The organism is Pseudoalteromonas sp. JC3 (genome assembly GCF_030291895.1).
Taxonomy (GTDB): Bacteria; Pseudomonadota; Gammaproteobacteria; order Enterobacterales; family Alteromonadaceae; genus Pseudoalteromonas.
This window is the reverse complement of the sequence record NZ_CP127855.1, coordinates 2,431,736-2,448,790: the sequence shown is the minus strand read 5'-3', so window position 1 is coordinate 2,448,790 and position 17,055 is coordinate 2,431,736. Positions and strand designations below refer to the sequence as shown.

Sequence of the window (17,055 nt, the reverse complement as noted above, 5' to 3'; positions counted from 1 at the left end):
ATTTCTTGTTGGGGGTTGCCAATGCTAAACAAAGACTTAGAACTTACTCTTAACGCCGCGTTTCGCGAGGCCCGTTCTCGCCGTCATGAATTTATGACGGTTGAGCATTTATTACTTGCATTGATCGATAACCCCTCTGCTAGTGAGGCGCTTGATGCCTGTGGTGTCGATATGGATACCTTGAAGCGCGAGTTATCAGAGTTTATTGATGAAACAACGCCTGTTATTCCTGATTTAGAGGAAGACAGAGAAACACAACCAACACTTGGTTTTCAGCGTGTATTACAACGCGCTGTATTCCATGTTCAATCATCTGGTCGCTCAGAAGTAACAGGGGTAAACGTGCTTGTCGCGATTTTTTCTGAGCAAGAAAGCCAAGCTGTTTATTTACTTAAGAAAGCCGACGTTAGTCGTCTAGATATTGTTAATTTCATTAGTCACGGTATCTCTAAAATTGAAGATGATCACGAGCGAGACGATCATGAAGAGATGCAAGACGATAGCGGTGAAATGCAACAGGAAGAGAAAACCAAGCTGGAAAATTTCACTTCTAATCTAAATATTCAAGCGGAATCTGGACGTATTGATCCGTTGGTTGGTCGTGATGAGGAAGTTGAGCGTACGGTTCAGGTGCTGTGCCGTCGTAAGAAAAATAACCCGTTACTCGTTGGTGAAGCGGGGGTTGGTAAAACCGCGATTGCTGAAGGTTTAGCTTATCGGATCGTCAATAATCAGGTACCTGATGTAATTGCTGACGCTGTGGTTTACTCACTGGATATGGGAGCATTACTTGCGGGTACAAAATATCGCGGTGACTTTGAGAAACGTTTTAAAGCGCTACTGAAAGAACTTCAGTCAAAGCCTCATGCGATATTATTTATTGACGAAATCCATACCATTATCGGCGCTGGCGCTGCTTCAGGTGGTGTGATGGATGCATCTAATCTAATTAAGCCACTGTTATCGAGTGGACAGCTTCGCTGTATGGGTTCGACAACATATTCTGAATTCAAGAATATCTTTGAGAAAGACAGAGCATTAGTGCGCCGCTTCCAGAAAATCGACGTGGTTGAACCAAGTGTTGAAGATACCACGAAGATCTTACATGGCTTGAAAGAGCGTTATGAAGAGCACCACGGTATTCGTTACACGCAAAAAGCGTTAAAAGCGGCAGCTGAGCTGAGCGCTAAATATATTAATGAGCGTCATTTGCCTGACAAAGCAATCGATGTCATTGATGAAGCGGGTGCAAGTCAAAGGCTACAGCCAACTTCAAGACGGAAGAAAACGATTAATGTGTCGGACATTGAAGCTATTGTGTCTAAAATGGCGCGTATTCCACAGCAAAGCGTATCATCTAGTGATAAAGAAACGCTTAAGAATCTTGATCGTAACTTAAAGATGTTGGTGTTTGGCCAAGATGAGTCGATTGACGCGTTAACATCAGCTATTCGCTTATCACGCTCAGGTCTTGCTAATGAAGACAAGCCTGTAGGTTCATTCTTGTTTGCAGGTCCTACTGGGGTTGGTAAAACCGAGGTAACCAAGCAACTTGCTAAGTGTATGGGCATAGAGTTTATTCGCTTCGATATGTCTGAGTACTCTGAGCGCCATGCCGTTAGCCGCCTAATTGGTGCGCCTCCGGGGTATGTTGGCTTTGAGCAGGGTGGACTGTTGACCGAGGCTGCAATCAAGCATCCTCATGCAGTGGTGTTGCTCGATGAAATAGAGAAAGCACACCCAGACATCTACAACATTCTATTGCAGGTTATGGATCATGGTACGCTAACAGACAACAATGGTCGTAAGGCAGACTTTAGAAACATTGTGTTGGTGATGACAACAAATGCGGGTGTGCAAGAGACTGTTCGTCAATCGATTGGATTCCAGCAGCAAGACTACTCTCATGATGCCATGGTAGAAATCAATAAGGTGTTCACACCAGAGTTTAGAAACCGCTTGGATAACATCATTTGGTTCAACCACCTAGAGAAAGAAGTTATCTTGCAAGTTGTTGATAAATTCATTGTTGAATTGCAAGCGCAGCTTGATAAGAAGTCTGTTAATCTGGAACTTACGGCGCAAGCACGAGATTGGCTGGCAGATCTTGGTTACGACAAGGCAATGGGGGCTCGTCCAATGGCGAGGGTTATTCAGGACAACCTGAAAAAGCCTCTTGCCAATGAAATCTTGTTTGGTCATTTGTCTGATGGTGGGACGGTAAAAGTCACAGTGAAAGACAACAAGTTGTCCTTTGATTACCAAACGGAAGCGGTGTCAGCATAAGACCTTTGAACTATAGGATAAAAGCCCAGCACTGCTGGGCTTTTTGTTATCACTGAGTTTGATGCGGCATTACCGTCTTTTAAACTCAGCGTTAGTCGTTCGTGTATACTAATTGCTTGAGTGAACTTGGTATACCTAAGTAACATCAGTATGTTGAAGTCGCTTGGGTATCAACGAGTTTACGGCATCAACTTAGTATAAATCTACACACGCAGATTAACGAGCACGGAAGACCATGGTGCTCCCTTTGAACGCTGAGGTTAGGGCTAGATAATAAATTCAAACGACAAAAAGCCCAGAATAGCTGGGCTTTTTGTTATCACTGAGTTTGATGCGGCATTACCGTCTTTTAAACTCAGCGTTAGTCGTTCGTGTATACTAATTGCTTGAATGAACTTGGTATACCTAAGTAACATCAGTATGTTGAAGTCGCTTGGGTATCAACGAGTTTACGGCATCAACTTAGTATAAATCTACACACGCAGATTAACGAGCACGGAAGACCATGGTGCTCCCTTTGAACGCTGAGGTTAGGGCTAGATAATAAATCCAAACGACAAAAAGCCCAGAATAGCTGGGCTTTTTGTTATCACTGAGTTTGATGCGGCATTACCGTCTTTTAAACTCAGCGTTAGTCGTTCGTGTATACTAATTGCTTGAATGAACTTGGTATACCTAAGTAACATCAGTATGTTGAAGTCGCTTGGGTATCAACGAGTTTACGGCATCAACTTAGTATAAATCTACACACGCAGATTAACGAGCACGGAAGACCATGGTGCTCCCTTTGAACGCTGAGGTTAGGGCTAGATAATAAATTCAAGCGACAAAAAGCCCAGAATAGCTGGGCTTTTTGTTATCACTGAGTTTGATGCGGCATTACCGTCTTTTAAACTCAGCGTTAGTCGTTCGTGTATACTAATTGCTTGAATGAACTTGGTATACCTAAGTAACATCAGTATGTTGAAGTCGCTTGGGTATCAACGAGTTTACGGCATCAACTTAGTATAAATCTACACACGCAGATTAACGAGCACGGAAGACAATACGTCCCTTTGATAGGTCGTAAGGCGTCATTTCAACAGTAACTTTGTCACCAGTCAAAATACGGATGTAGTTTTTGCGCATTTTTCCAGAAATATGTGCAACAACCACGTGACCATTTTCTAGTTCAACACGGAACATTGTGTTTGGTAGCGTGTCAAGGACCGTGCCTTGCATTTCAATTACGTCTTCTTTCGCCATGTGTAGCGTATCACCTCTTGGTTAAATTAAACGATGCAGATTTTGCCCAAAAGCGGGGAATAAGTAAAGTTACAAGCTGATTTTTTGTTAATTTGGTCGTTTATTCAGCCAGTTTTACTAAAGTTTTTCGCTTCTATTCCTAACGCATCTCAAAATCTGGAGCCATATTACTAGGCAAGGGCGCTATTCTAGCATAGGAAAGTCTGCTAGTAACGCATGTTTTTTGTCCATGCAACGGGATAATAAGGGTGTAAAAGGAGAAGTATTCCTGCATTTGAGCTTAAGCATGCAGGAATACTAAGCACTAACCACAAGATTGCGGGGGAGCGGGATCAATATCTTGCCAAATATCTTTAACTAACTTTTGTGCTGGAACAAATTGGGTTTTGTAACGCATTTTTTTACATTCGTCGATTTGATAACCCAAGTACAAATAGGGTTTATTCTGTTTCGCCGCCTGTTCTAACTGAGCCATGATCATGATAGTACCGATACTTAGTGATTCATACTCAGGATCGAAAAAGGTGTAAATAGCAGACAATGAATAGGGCATTGAATCTGTGACCGCCACTGCAATTAATTTATCTTTGTGCCATAGCTCGATAAAGACGATGTTCATCCAACGACAAAATAAGAAGCTTTCGTACTGGAGACGGTTAGGTGGGTACATAGAGCCATCGCTGTGGCGTAGACTGATATATTTCTCGTATAACGGATAGTATTCAGGCCGCTCCTGATGGCTAATAATAAGCTGATAATCTTGTTTTAATTTATTACGTTTGCGCTTTTGAGATTTACTCGGTTTAAATTCTTGAGTTAATACTCTTACTGATTGACAAGCTGAGCATGCGGGACAGTGCGGACGATAAATCTGGTCTCCACTGCGGCGAAACCCTAATGCTAACAATTGTTCAAATCTATCTGGGCTGTAACAATTTGGGTCTAGAATAACCAGTAACTGTTCCTTCTGCTCAGGTAAATAACTACAACTAAATTGTTGGCTCAGTCCGATTTTAGAAGGAAAGTGTTCATTCATAGATAGCTTTCAACTCCTGAGGCTGCCACATTGATGATGGGATCTCAAATCGATCCGCCAATCTAAGTCTAGTCAAAAACTCGCTCCTTGGTACAACTTTTAATCCCAAACTTGTTAAATAAGGATTTTCGAGTTGGCAATCAATAAAATGTGCTTGATGGGCTTTGAGCCAATTAACCAGTGCCCACATCGCCATTTTGGACGTATTAGGTAAGGTGTGGAACATAGATTCACCACAAAATACACCGGACTGCATGATGCCATAGAGCCCGCCAACGAGGTTGCCTTTATCCCATACCTCCACACTATGTGCTAATCCCTGAATGTGCGCTTGCTGATACGCAGCCAACATCGCATTCGTGATCCAAGTTCCTTCAGCGGCCATTCGTTGATTTCTACAAGCTTGAATCACTTGTGAAAAGGCGGTATTGATTGTGACGGTCGGACTGAGTTTGCGTTGGGCTTTTCTTAGCGTTTTACCACAATGAAAATCTTGAAGCTCCAAGATCCCGCGTTCGCTTGGGCTCCACCACATGATTGGCTCACCTTCATTAAACCAAGGAAAGATCCCATTGGCATAAGCGTTTTTCAGTCGTTTTACCTGTAAACACCCGCCAATGGCAAGCAGTCCATCTGGTTCAGACAAGGCATAGTGATTTGGCGGAAAGCGAAAGTCATCGCGGGCGAGATGGAACAGTTGTTGGATCATTGAACAAACTACAAGATTGTTATTTATTTCAATATAGCAAATTAAGGCAAGGAGGGAAGTGGGCCAGTCTAGACCGACCCATTTATCTATTATTTTTGGCTGTCTAAGAAGCGCTCTGCATCTAGTGCTGCCATACAGCCTGTACCTGCAGAGGTAATTGCTTGACGGTAAATGTGGTCAGACACATCACCTGCTGCAAATACACCTTCAACACTAGTCTGTGTTGCATTACCATTGAGGCCTGATTGCACTACCAAATAACCATCTTTCATCTCTAGCTGGCCCTCAAACATATCTGTGTTTGGTTTGTGACCAATCGCGATGAAAACACCAGCAAGATCAAGCTGCTCTGTCGCTTCTGAATCAGCATCTTTGATACGAATACCAGTAACACCCATCTCATCACCTAGCACTTCATCTAGTGTGCGATTTAGGTGTAATACTACGTTACCGTTCGCCGCTTTATCCATTAAGCGATCGGCAAGAATTTTCTCACTACGGAAAGAATCGCGGCGGTGAATAACATGTACTTCTTCAGCGATATTTGATAGGTAAAGTGCTTCTTCAACCGCGGTATTACCACCACCAACAACCGCAACCTTTTGACCACGATAGAAGAATCCATCACAAGTTGCACAAGCAGATACGCCACGGCCTTGGAACGCTGTTTCAGACTCAAGACCAAGGTATTTAGCAGATGCACCTGTTGCGATGATTAACGCATCACAAGTATAAGTGCCTTGATCGCCAGTGAGTGTGAAAGGGCGCTTCGTCACGTCAACTTTGTTGATGTGGTCGAAAATGATTTCAGTTTCAAAGCGCTCTGCATGCTCTTTCATACGGTCCATAAGAGCTGGACCCGTTAAACCATGTGCATCACCAGGCCAGTTCTCGACTTCAGTAGTTGTAGTCAGCTGACCACCTTGCTGCATACCTGTGATTAGTACTGGGTTTAAATTTGCCCGTGCTGCGTATACCGCGGCAGTGTAACCCGCAGGACCCGAACCTAAAATCAACAGTTTGCAGTGTTTTGCATCGCTCATGTAATTTTCCTAACTAAATTCTAAAAAATGCTATTAAGCAAAAGTTTGTTCGATTCTATGTAATTCAATAGGGAAGTAAATAAAAAACCGTAATCTGATTTGGTATAAATTGGCAAGTTGTCAAAAAATTTGTACTGTTTTGTTTTAAATCGACTACAGATTGAGCAATCTTGTTCGGGACTAGCAAAAAACAGCAGTATTTCATGACCTCAGGTTTTTTTTTTGATATGTTTTAGAGAATTTTGTTTTGCTATCAAGAGTTGATAGCCTAATTGAAAAGGTACATATGGCATTTTGGCAGAATACCCCAGGCTTCGGGTTAAGTGCACAAGATTGTGAGGTGTTAACTGATGCTAAGCAATATCATCAGACACTTTTACAACTGATCTCACAGGCAAAAACGCGTATTTATATCACCGCACTTTATTTACAAGATGATGAGGCGGGTCGTGAGATATTGCACGCATTGCACGAGGCTGCACAGCAAAATCCAGACTTAACGGTAAAAGTGTTGGTTGATTTTCACCGTGCGCAACGCGGCCTCATTGGCGCTGAAAAGTCAGAAGGCAACGCCAAGCTATATTGTGATTTAAAAGAGCAGCTGGACACTCAAGTTGAAGTGTATGGTGTGCCGGTAAAAGCAAAAGAACTTTTTGGCGTGTTGCATTTAAAAGGCTTTGTTATTGACGATATCCTGCTTTATAGCGGTGCTAGTTTAAATAATGTCTATTTGCATCATGATGAAAAATACCGTCTAGACCGCTATTTTGTGATTAAACAAGCACAGCTCGCGGATAGCTTTTGCCACTTTACCGATCAAGTGCTGATAGCGTCTGACGCAGTACCTAGACTCGACATCCGTCCATTACCTACTTTACTCGACATTCGTACTGAGCAAAAACAGCTGATGAAACAGTTGAAAAAGGCCAGTTATGATATTTCAAAGGCGAACAGTCGGGAGGGTCTAACGGTTCGTCCATTTTTAGGTTTTGGTCGTAGAACTAATAAGCTAAACCGTCTTATTAAGGCGCTTTTCGATACCACAGAACAAGAGTTAGTACTTTACACCCCTTACTTCAATTTTCCGGCTCCTTTACTTCGCTCATTACGTCGTTTACTGAAAACAGGCAAAAAGGTGACAATAGTGGTGGGGGATAAAACGGCAAATGATTTCTATATCAGTCCAGAGCAGCCATTTAGCCGAATTGGTGCGCTTCCTTATTTGTACGAAACCATTTTGTATAAATTTATCAAGTCTCAACGCCGCTTCATAAACGCCGGATTGCTGGATGTGTATCTGTGGCAAGATGGCAACAACTCGTTTCACTTGAAGGGAGTGAGCAAAGATGGTGATACGCATTTAATGAGTGGTCATAACCTCAACCCAAGGGCGTGGGGGTTAGATATTGAAAATGGTATTCTAATAGAAGATCCCGACAAAGCACTGTTGCCTCAAATCGAGTTAGAAAAACAAGAGATATTAAAACATTGCCGTCGCATCGATAGCCACGACGATCTCGAGACGCTGGGGGATTATCCAGCACCTGTGAAAAAACTCCTTGGTCAGGCCAAGCGTGTGAAAGTCGACTTTATTATCAAGCGTTTTATTTAACGCAAGAACTGATAATTTTAAAAAAGGGACGAGCGTCCCTTTTTTACTTTCTTATTTTTGATTATACGCTTCGTTGTGTGAGCTTGCTGCGCGACCTGATGGATCGGCATTGCGCTGGAAGGACTCGTCCCAGGCAAGTGCTTCGGGTGTTGAACACGCCACAGACTTGCCGTGAGGAACACACTTAGCTGCCGCTTCTCCTGGGAAATGCGACTCAAAAATGGTGCGATAATAATAGGCTTCTTTGCTATCCGGTGTATTGATTGGATAGCGGTAGTGGGCGTTTTCAAGATCCGAGTCGCTCACTTGCTGACTGACATACTCTTTTAGTGAATCGATCCAGCTATAGCCTACGCCATCAGAAAACTGCTCTTTTTGGCGCCACAATACGTCATCGGGTAAATAGCCATCAAACGCCTCACGGATAATGTGTTTTTCGATACGGCCATCTTTACACATTTTGTAGTCTGGGTTGGTACGCATGGCAATATCGACAAATTCTTTATCTAAGAAGGGAACACGTGCTTCAACCCCCCAAGCTGCCATCGACTTATTTGCACGTAGGCAATCAAACATATGCAGTTTCGAGACCTTTCGGTTTAGCTCGTTGTGAAACTCCTCAGCATTTGGTGCTTTGTGGAAATACAAATAGCCGCCAAATAGTTCATCGGCCCCTTCACCGGATAGCACCATTTTAATGCCCATTGCTTTAATGTAGCGTGCCATAAGGTACATAGGAGTAGAAGCGCGAATGGTTGTGACATCGTAGGTCTCTAGGTGATAGACCACTTCTTTAAGGGCATCAATCCCTTGTTGTACGGTAAAGTGAATGGGATGGTGAACTGTGCCGATTTTATCCGCTACCTTTTGTGCTGCAGCGAGATCGGGTGAACCTTCCAGGCCAATGGAAAATGAGTGAAGTTTTGGCCACCAAGCATCGGAAGCATCATCATCTTCGATACGCTTTGCTGCGAACTTTTGTGTGATAGCGGAAATCACAGAAGAATCGAGACCACCAGACAACAACACGCCATATGGCACATCGCACATCAATTGGCGTTTTACTGCGGCTTCTAGCCCATTTTTAACCGCTTCGGGGCTGGCCTCATTGTCTTTTACAGCACTAAACGCTTGCCAGTCGCGTTGGTAATACTCTCTTGGACCCCCTTCTTTTGAATACCAATAATGGCCAGGAGGAAACTCTTCAATTTGTGTACAAATAGGTGTGAGCGCTTTCATTTCGCTGGCGACATAGAGGTTACCGCTTTGATCACGGCCAGTGTAAAGTGGAATGATACCGATATGATCACGACCAATTAAAAAGGCATCTTCCGTTTCATCGTACAAACAAAATGCAAAAATTCCATTGAGATCATCTAAAAACTCAGGGCCTTTTTGCTTGTATAGCGCCAAGATCACTTCACAGTCTGACTCTGTTTGAAATTCAAATGGAACGGTCAGTGCTTTTGCAAGCTCTTTATGATTATAAATTTCACCATTTACCGCCAAAATATGTGTTTTTTCAGGGTTAAATAATGGTTGTGCGCCGCTAGAAACGCCGACAATTGCCAAACGTTCATGAACTAGGATGGCTTTTTCACTTGAATATACCCCTGACCAGTCGGGGCCACGGTGTCTTAATTTTTTTGACATTTCGATCGCTTGCTCACGAAGTGCAAGGGGATCGGTCTTGATGTCAAGTACGCCGAAAATTGAACACATATTTCCTCATTCCTATTGATGTGTTGATAATATCAACAAATTATTATTGCTCACGGAAGCATAGTTACCATGAGATAGTTTAAGTTCTACCAAAAATAATTTGATAAGTCACACAATGAAATAGAGAAAATGTGAATTTTTTGTGATGTGCAATGGTGCAATCTTGCACCATTTTGGGGCATTACTTATTAGTGTGTCGTTCCAGCGACAAGCTTAATATCTTGCTTTTGTGTAATGGCACTGGTTAATAGGATTTTTATTCCTTTAACTAGGGTGTCAATGTCCATACTGGGTGCACCAGGGTGGTGCGCCGCTTGGGAGGGCAAGTATGGAATATGCACAAAGCCCCCACGGCACGCTAAGTCATGTGTACTAAGATAGTGCAGTAATCCATACATCACATGGTTGCACACGTAAGTACCCGCAGTATTAGAAATACTTGCAGGAACTCCCGCCTGAATCGCACTACTTAGCATACTTTTTATTGGTAAAGAGGCAAAGTAAGCATCGGGTCCGTGTGTAACGACTGGTGTATCTATCGGCTGGTTTCCTGCGTTGTCGGCTATTCTGGCATCGTTGATGTTAATCGCGATACGTTCGATGGAGATATCACAGCGTCCACCAGCCTGGCCTAAACAGATCACGATGCTTGGGTGATACTTATCTATCGCTTGTGTTAAAGACTCAATACTTTTGTCAAATTCACAAGGTAACTCTTTTGTGTGGATCAGGTGGCCTTCAATGGTCTCACCTTCTAATAGCTGAGCTAATTGCCATGAAGGGTTGATGGACTCACCACCAAATGGGGTGAACCCAGTAACGAGGACACAAGGTTTACTGTAACTGGACATTAAAAAACGACTCCGTACATAAGAAAAATATTAATCACCAATAACGTTATAGCGGTTGGTATTTGCACTTTAATGACTTGGTATTTATCTTTTAAATCTAACAGTGCCGCTGGCACTATGTTGAAGTTAGCGGCCATCGGTGTCATCAGTGTTCCACAATAACCCGAATACATGCCAATTGCTACAAGCGGTGCAGGGTCAGCGCCGTGGCCTTGGATCAAAAATGGCAGCGCAATACCCGCCGTCATTACCGGAAATGCGGCAAAAGCATTGCCCATTATCATGGTAAATAGCGCCATGCCCACACAATACAGTACAACGAGCATAAAACGGTTATCTGGCGAAATAAACAATGTCACTAAGTCTTGGATAGCAGTGCCTGTGTTGGCGACGATAAATACACCGCCAAGCATTGCTAACATCTGTGGCAATATTGCTGCCCACCCTATTGAATCGACTAAGCGACGAGACTCAGAAAGTGCTTGTAGTGGACTGCCTTTGGTTATTTTCCAGCTCACCAGCAATGCGATGGTGCAAGCGAGTGTCAGTGCTGAAAGCGTCACATGTTCCTGATCGAATAGATAAAAATCGCCGAGCTGGATCTCACTTAAGATGATAGTGCAGATAACGGTAACTATTGGAATAAGTACAGCAGGAACAAACAATTTATTACCAAACCGATTTGCATCTTCTGTTTTAGCTCGTTCGCACGGCATGTCGTAATTTCCCATGGAAACCATATTCATACCTGCAAGTAGTGCGATGATCACCACGTTGATGCCAATCCATAAATATGTATTTCGGTCACCAATCAACGCGATAGAAGCATCACCAAAGATAAAGACAGAGCCAAATAAAAACCAAAATAGGGCGGTGGTGAGGCGCTTAGGATGGGCCTTATCTTGTAGCGTTTTCACCACTAAAAACATCACAATAAAGCCAATTAATAAATAGATGTTGTCAATTGAAAGTAAGCTAGATTGCGCGTCAGGAGTGTTCATTAAGCTCATAATGACTCCTCCTTAAGCGCTGAATTTGTATTGCTAGGTGTTTGCTCTTCTTCGCTTTGTTGCTGCTGACAGCGCGCAATTTCTGCCCGGATTTTTGCCTCAAATCGCGCTAACCGGAAAAGATGAACAATGAGCGCGGCAATTGCGGTTGGTATTGCCCAAAGTCCGATATGTAGCGGTTCAATCCCGGCAATGCCGTTTTCTTTTAGAAATGCATCCATCAGTAGTACAGCACCAAAGGCGATAAAAATATCCTCGCCAAAGAACACGGCAATGTTATCGCAGGCGGCAGCATGTGCGCCTATCATGTCTTTTACATCTTGTGGCAGGTCGCCGTATTGGTTTGCCGCAGCGCCGATCGCCATCGGAGCAAGCAGTGGTCTAACAGTTTGCGCTTGGCCCGCTAAATTGATTAACCCCAGCGCAGCGGAGCACTCACGGACCACAAAATACATACTTAAAATTCGAGAAGTGGTTGCCCCTTTTATGCCCGCAACCCAAGCTTTAGCGCGTTGCTGTAAACCGTAACGCTCTAAAATCGCAATCACGGGTAAGATAAGTAGAAAGCTTGCAAGCTGGCGAGAGTTCATAAACTTTTCGCCAAAGGTGGCAATTAAGTCGACAAAGTCTATCCCAACGGCAAAGCCAGTAACTAGACCTGCCGAGGTGACAACCAACAAGGGATTAAACCTCAGAGCAAAGCCAATAACAATCACAGCAATGCCCGAAAGAGGAAGGAGATTTAGCTCAGTCATTTTGTTGTTCTTTATTTTTAAGCGCTAGCCTTAGCTGATTGAGATGCGCCTGTACTCGGTGAGATTCCTTTGCTGCATCTATAAGGGATGTTGATTTTAAATGGATACAATCGCCCGCGCCCAATTGGCTCAAGTGGCGCATATCGGCTTGAATGATGGTACCAATAATTGGATAACCGCCTGTGGTTTGGCAGTCATTCAATAGGATAATGGGCTCGCCACTAGGGGGGAGCTGAATAACGCCTGGGTGGACAGCTTGGGTTGCAATATTATGTGCATGCACTAGGCTACTATGGCCACTTAGGCGAATACCCATACGATTACTGCTGGGATTTACTTTCCAAATGGTGTCGTTTAATACACTCAGTGTCTGTTTGGAAATTAACTCGAGATGTGGGCCTGGGATAAAATGAATGAGCTTTTCGTAGCTGGGCTGCAGGCCACCAACGGCGTCCTTGGCAGTGCTTGGCGTGTAGCTCAGCTTGTCCCCTTGTTTAAGAGCTCGGCCGCTTATACCCCCAAAGCCTGCCATGAGATCGGTTGAATAACTCCCAAGCAGCTTGTCTATGTTGGTAAATCCACCTTCGACCACCAAATAAGCGCGTAAACCATCGCGGTTTTGTTTAAATGTTAGCTTATCTCCAGCTTTAGCCCTGTAGCGCCAGCAAGGGTATATCACTTCATCGTTTAAAGCAGCATTGAGATCTGCCCCTGTGATAACAAAGTTAGTGGGGGCGTGGAAGTGAAACTCACATAAGCCAATGGTCACTTCAATAGCTGCATTATCGTCGTCATTTGACAAGAGTGTATTTGCAAGTTTAAGCGCAACAGGGTCGATGACACCTGCTTGACTTACTCCTAAGTGGCGAAGTCCTTGACGGCCAATGTCTTGAATAGTTGAAAGTGGCCCAGGTTTAATAACTTCTAGCATGATTTCTCCACAAAACGCACGATATCTCCTGGTTGCAGCAAGCTTGCTGACGCAGAATTTGGGTCAAATAGCGTAGTATTGGTTTGTCCAAGTAAATGCCAGCCACCGGGAGATTGACTCGGATAAATTGCACTGTAGCTGTCTGCGATGGCAATACTGCCTTTGGGGACTTTGGTAATTGGTGTGGATTTTCTGGGTAATTGAAGCGCAGCTGGTAACCCTGACAAGTAAGCAAAACCGGGTAAGAAGCCAATAAATTGTACTTGATAATCAACGCTTGAGTGTAGCTCGATAAGCTGTTTTGGTGTCAGTTGTAATTCGTCCGCTATGCGTTCAAAATCCTGTCCGAATTCTTTGCCATAAAACACCTCAATATGATGGTGTGTAGGCTTTACCTCTGCTACCTCTAGATCTTGCCAATGTGCTTGGATTTTATGTTGCCACGGATCGGCTTTACGGGGGTCTTTTAAATAGGCAGTAACGGAAGATTTGGCAGGCACCACATCAATAAAATCACCGCTACTATCAAGCCATTTCTTGAGGGCGAACAGTCGTTGATTAATTGGACTTTTGCTATCAGGCAAACATGTTGCATTTACAACAATTGCTTGCTCACCTAATAGATAACAACTCACATCGGACATAGACAATAACAATTGGTTGCTTTGGTAAACGTTATATTTCTTATAACACACCTCGCAATTGAAACGAAGTTATTGCTATCAGTTGCCATTTTGTTGCAGTCACAAAAAAGCCGTGTTTAAACACGGCTTAAAATCTGAGGATTTATTTAGCAGTTAATAGCCACTCGCTTAAGAGGCGAACGCCATAGCCTGTACCACCAGTTGGTACTTCGTCTTTGGCTGAGCTTGAAAGTGCGTTACCGGCAATATCGATATGAACCCAACGGGTGTCACCTGCAAATTGTTGTAGGAAAGTCGCAGCAGTTGTTGCACCAGGACCACCTGAACCTACGTTTTGGAAATCGGCGATGTCAGATTTTAGTTTGTCCTTATAGCCAAGCGGTAGACGCCATACGTTTTCGTTCACAACCTTACCTGCGTTGGTAAATTCTGTAATTAAGCTATCATCTTCAGAGAAAATTGCTGAATATTCATTACCAACAGCACGAATTTTAGAGCCCGTTAATGTCGCGACGTCAATCATGATCTCAGGGCTGTAATGTTTACGTGCATACCACATCGCATCAGACAGCACCAAACGGCCTTCAGCATCTGTGTTGACCACTTCTACGCTAATACCTTCTGCAGTGCGCAGTACATCACCCGGTGCGATTGCATACTGAGACACCATATTTGCCGCCATACCCATGACTGCTACCACGTTTACGTCTGCTTTGCTTAGCGCCATTGCTTTTACCGTACCAAGCACGGCAGCTGCGCCCGCCATGTCAGATTTCATGCGTGCGATCGAAGCGCCGGTTTTGATGCTATAACCACCAGAATCGAAAGTAATACCTTTACCGATCAGGGCAATTGGTGTCTCGCTGTTACCTTTATAATGTGCAACAACTAAGCGAGAGCCGTGCTCACTACCACGGCCAACGCCCTCAAGCGCACCCATGCCAAGTTCTTTAAGTTCAGCTGGTGCTAGTACTTTTACTTCAACGCCATATTGTTCAAGTTCCTTTGCCGCTTTTGCAAAGTCTACAGGAGTCATTTCTGTTGCGACTTCAGAGGTTAAGTCGCGCGCTAAAAACACGCCAGCTTGAATGTGTTGTAGTGCTTTATACTGAGCCTGTGTTGCTTGTTTATCGGCAACGTCGAAGTGATAGCTTACGTTAAAAGTGTTTGGCTCTTTTTTGTATACTTCGAAGGTGTGGTCACGAAGGTTTGCACCGTGTGCAAATTGTGCTGCTAGTTCTGCATTTGAAAGCGCTCCCTCAACGTCTTCGAATGCAACCGCAACATTCTCCAGCTTTTTACCTTCAAATTTAGCGTGTAAGTTACCGCCAAGTTTGGTCATTTCGCTCGCGTTGAGTTCGCCTGCATCACCCAAACCAACAATGAAGATACGCTTATAATCAGAGTCTACCGGCGCTAATACCTCAACTGTTTTGCCATACGCGCCTTTAAAATCTTCAGCAGCAATTGCGCGCTCCAATTGTTTACGAGTGTCTTTATCTAGGAACTTTAGGTTACTTTGGTTTTCACCAGCTTGAAAAAGTACCAGTGCATCAGCGTCTGCAAGCTTGGTATTGAACTCAAAGTCAGCGGCATTTGCAGAAGTCATACTGGCAACCGCCAGCGCTAAAGCAGAAAAACGCGTAGTCAATGACATAATTTTATCCTCAGATAACTAAAATTGCGGCGTTTTTACCTCATTTGGAGAAATTTAGACACAGTTTGTCGGTGAAGTAACAGCTTTTACCGTTCAGTGACATTAGGTAAGCGGCTTGTCAGCACGATGCCTAATATCGTGACCATAATGTAGAGTGCAAGTAACACATTAATTGAAAATACCGAGGCAACGACACCAAGTGCACTTGTTAATAAAAGTACAATACCGATAATTGTGTTACTGAGCGTGACGTAACTGGTGCGTTTGTTTCCTTCGGCCATATCGACCACGTAGGTTTTGCGGCCCACGCGCACGCCTTGGTGAGCGATGGCAATGACAAAATAGCAAAGTGGAATAAACCAGATTTTTTCTAGCAGTGAAGAATAAAATAAAGAAGTTGCCAGTAGTACAGCAGTGATAGCAACGGTGATTGTAGCACCATAAATCATTACGTGTTTACTGGATTGATCGGCAAGGCGACCCCAAAATGCACCACTGACTAAACTAGCAAGTCCAGATACCGCTAACAAAGCTGCCAACACCCATGCACCGTTGCCAATATTCTGCTGCGCCAGCACGGTGAAATAGGGCGGAATAAGCGCAGAACTTAATAGCAATCCACGGGCTAAAATGAACTTTTTAAGTATTGGATCGGTTTTCAACAGTGCTAAATCTTGCTTTATTTTATCTAATCCGCTTTCACCACCTTCGGTTGCCCCTTCATATTCTTTGATTTTTGAGAACGTTAACGCACCAATCAGCCAAAAGATTGCAGCTAGTACCAGTGTGATCACAAAGTTGACGTTGTTTACTTGAGTGGCAGCGATAAAAAGCCCAACACCAAATGTAACGGTTATAAGTCCACTGACAGAGGCGGCTTGGCCGCTAAGCTGGCCGCGCTTTTGTTTAGGGATAGTTTTACCGATGACATCTTTTGACGACACGGAACTTAAGCTGCGGGCGATGCTAAAAATCGCCAGTAATCCAAGTACCAACCAAGCGTATAATTGATTTTCAGTTTGCTGCCATGCAAGCAGTGCCATAAGTAGTACACAAATAGCTTGAGTAAGTGCGCCGATAGACCAAAGGTGCTTTCGTTTAGCGTGCTTACGCACCCACTGGCCAATAAACAATTGTGGGATCAGTGAACCGGACTCGCGAATGGGGACCAGAGCCGATATCATATAAGCGGGAGCACCGAGTGATTGCATCAGCCAAGGTAGCGTGATCTTTGGGTTGAGTAGGGCATCTCCTAATTTGCTAAATAGTTGACTCAATAAAATAAGTACGTAGTTACCGGGAACTTCTTTACACGCCTTATCGTCAATCGCTTTACAGGCACGCGCTTCGTCATCATTGGTTAGCTTTTGATAGAGATTCTCACTTATTTTACTCACACCCATTCCTTTACTTTGCAGTTTTGCAGACAACCTACTTCACTATCATGAACGACTTTAGATGAAATGATAATTAACCTTTAGCGGTCTCATTTAATACGCAGTAAATCATATTAAGTTCAATAAGTATGAAGTGATAGTCATACTTAGTTGTGAC

General features: G+C 43.7%; 14 protein-coding genes. 2 read left to right on the top strand and 12 right to left on the bottom strand.

Features of this window, described 5'->3' with window-relative positions:
* The first annotated feature begins 21 nt into the window (after window positions 1-21).
* Window positions 22-2,286 carry an ATP-dependent Clp protease ATP-binding subunit ClpA gene (clpA, locus tag QSH61_RS10160; protein WP_010604915.1) on the top strand — a complete coding sequence of 755 codons (2,265 nt, stop codon included), beginning with the start codon at window positions 22-24 and terminating at the stop codon, window positions 2,284-2,286.
* A gap of 1,026 nt (window positions 2,287-3,312) precedes the next feature.
* Here clpA and infA read toward each other — a convergent pair.
* The 4 genes from infA to trxB all read right to left on the bottom strand — a co-directional run bounded on the left by infA (window position 3,313) and on the right by trxB (window position 6,319).
* The gene (infA, locus tag QSH61_RS10155; protein ID WP_002962494.1) at window positions 3,313-3,531 is read right to left on the bottom strand and encodes a translation initiation factor IF-1; all 219 of its coding nucleotides are present in this window, start codon (window positions 3,529-3,531) and stop codon (window positions 3,313-3,315) included.
* A gap of 304 nt (window positions 3,532-3,835) precedes the next feature.
* Window positions 3,836-4,567 (bottom strand): arginyltransferase, encoded by a 732-nt coding sequence (locus tag QSH61_RS10150; RefSeq protein WP_010604914.1) that lies wholly within the window; start codon window positions 4,565-4,567, stop codon window positions 3,836-3,838.
* Entirely contained in the window at window positions 4,560-5,276 is a 717-nt protein-coding gene (aat, locus tag QSH61_RS10145) for a leucyl/phenylalanyl-tRNA--protein transferase (protein ID WP_010604913.1), read from the bottom strand. The genes QSH61_RS10150 and aat overlap by 8 nt, the downstream gene beginning before the upstream one ends.
* A gap of 89 nt (window positions 5,277-5,365) precedes the next feature.
* Window positions 5,366-6,319, bottom strand: coding sequence for a thioredoxin-disulfide reductase (gene trxB / locus QSH61_RS10140; RefSeq protein ID WP_174168783.1), 954 nt, complete (start codon window positions 6,317-6,319; stop codon window positions 5,366-5,368).
* Window positions 6,320-6,605: 286 nt separating this feature from the next.
* Here trxB and pssA point away from each other — a divergent pair, with 286 nt between their 5' ends.
* Window positions 6,606-7,931: a CDP-diacylglycerol--serine O-phosphatidyltransferase gene (gene pssA / locus QSH61_RS10135; protein ID WP_206473150.1), complete on the top strand. Its 1,326-nt coding sequence runs from the start codon at window positions 6,606-6,608 to the stop codon at window positions 7,929-7,931.
* Between the two features lie 51 nt (window positions 7,932-7,982).
* On the opposite strand, the gene asnB is transcribed toward pssA, so the two are convergent.
* The 8 genes from asnB to QSH61_RS10095 form a co-directional block, all read right to left on the bottom strand.
* Window positions 7,983-9,653: an asparagine synthase B gene (gene asnB / locus QSH61_RS10130; protein WP_045988083.1), complete on the bottom strand. Its 1,671-nt coding sequence runs from the start codon at window positions 9,651-9,653 to the stop codon at window positions 7,983-7,985.
* Window positions 9,654-9,841: 188 nt separating this feature from the next.
* A complete protein-coding gene (pcp, locus tag QSH61_RS10125) occupies window positions 9,842-10,504 on the bottom strand; it encodes a pyroglutamyl-peptidase I (protein WP_206473153.1) in 663 nt (220 codons plus the stop codon).
* The gene (locus QSH61_RS10120; protein ID WP_206473155.1) at window positions 10,504-11,514 is read right to left on the bottom strand and encodes a DUF979 domain-containing protein; all 1,011 of its coding nucleotides are present in this window, start codon (window positions 11,512-11,514) and stop codon (window positions 10,504-10,506) included. Before QSH61_RS10120 ends, pcp begins: the two co-directional genes overlap by 1 nt.
* A complete protein-coding gene (locus tag QSH61_RS10115; protein ID WP_010372454.1) occupies window positions 11,511-12,269 on the bottom strand; it encodes a DUF969 domain-containing protein in 759 nt (252 codons plus the stop codon). Before QSH61_RS10115 ends, QSH61_RS10120 begins: the two co-directional genes overlap by 4 nt.
* Window positions 12,262-13,200: a 5-oxoprolinase subunit C family protein gene (locus QSH61_RS10110; RefSeq protein WP_174168787.1), complete on the bottom strand. Its 939-nt coding sequence runs from the start codon at window positions 13,198-13,200 to the stop codon at window positions 12,262-12,264. The genes QSH61_RS10115 and QSH61_RS10110 overlap by 8 nt, the downstream gene beginning before the upstream one ends.
* Entirely contained in the window at window positions 13,194-13,844 is a 651-nt protein-coding gene (gene pxpB / locus QSH61_RS10105) for a 5-oxoprolinase subunit PxpB (RefSeq protein WP_010604906.1), read from the bottom strand. The genes QSH61_RS10110 and pxpB overlap by 7 nt, the downstream gene beginning before the upstream one ends.
* Window positions 13,845-13,986: 142 nt before the next feature.
* A complete protein-coding gene (locus QSH61_RS10100; protein WP_206473157.1) occupies window positions 13,987-15,501 on the bottom strand; it encodes a leucyl aminopeptidase in 1,515 nt (504 codons plus the stop codon).
* An 86-nt stretch (window positions 15,502-15,587) separates the two neighbouring features.
* Window positions 15,588-16,904: an MFS transporter gene (locus tag QSH61_RS10095; protein ID WP_211200959.1), complete on the bottom strand. Its 1,317-nt coding sequence runs from the start codon at window positions 16,902-16,904 to the stop codon at window positions 15,588-15,590.
* Window positions 16,905-17,055 lie beyond the last annotated feature (151 nt).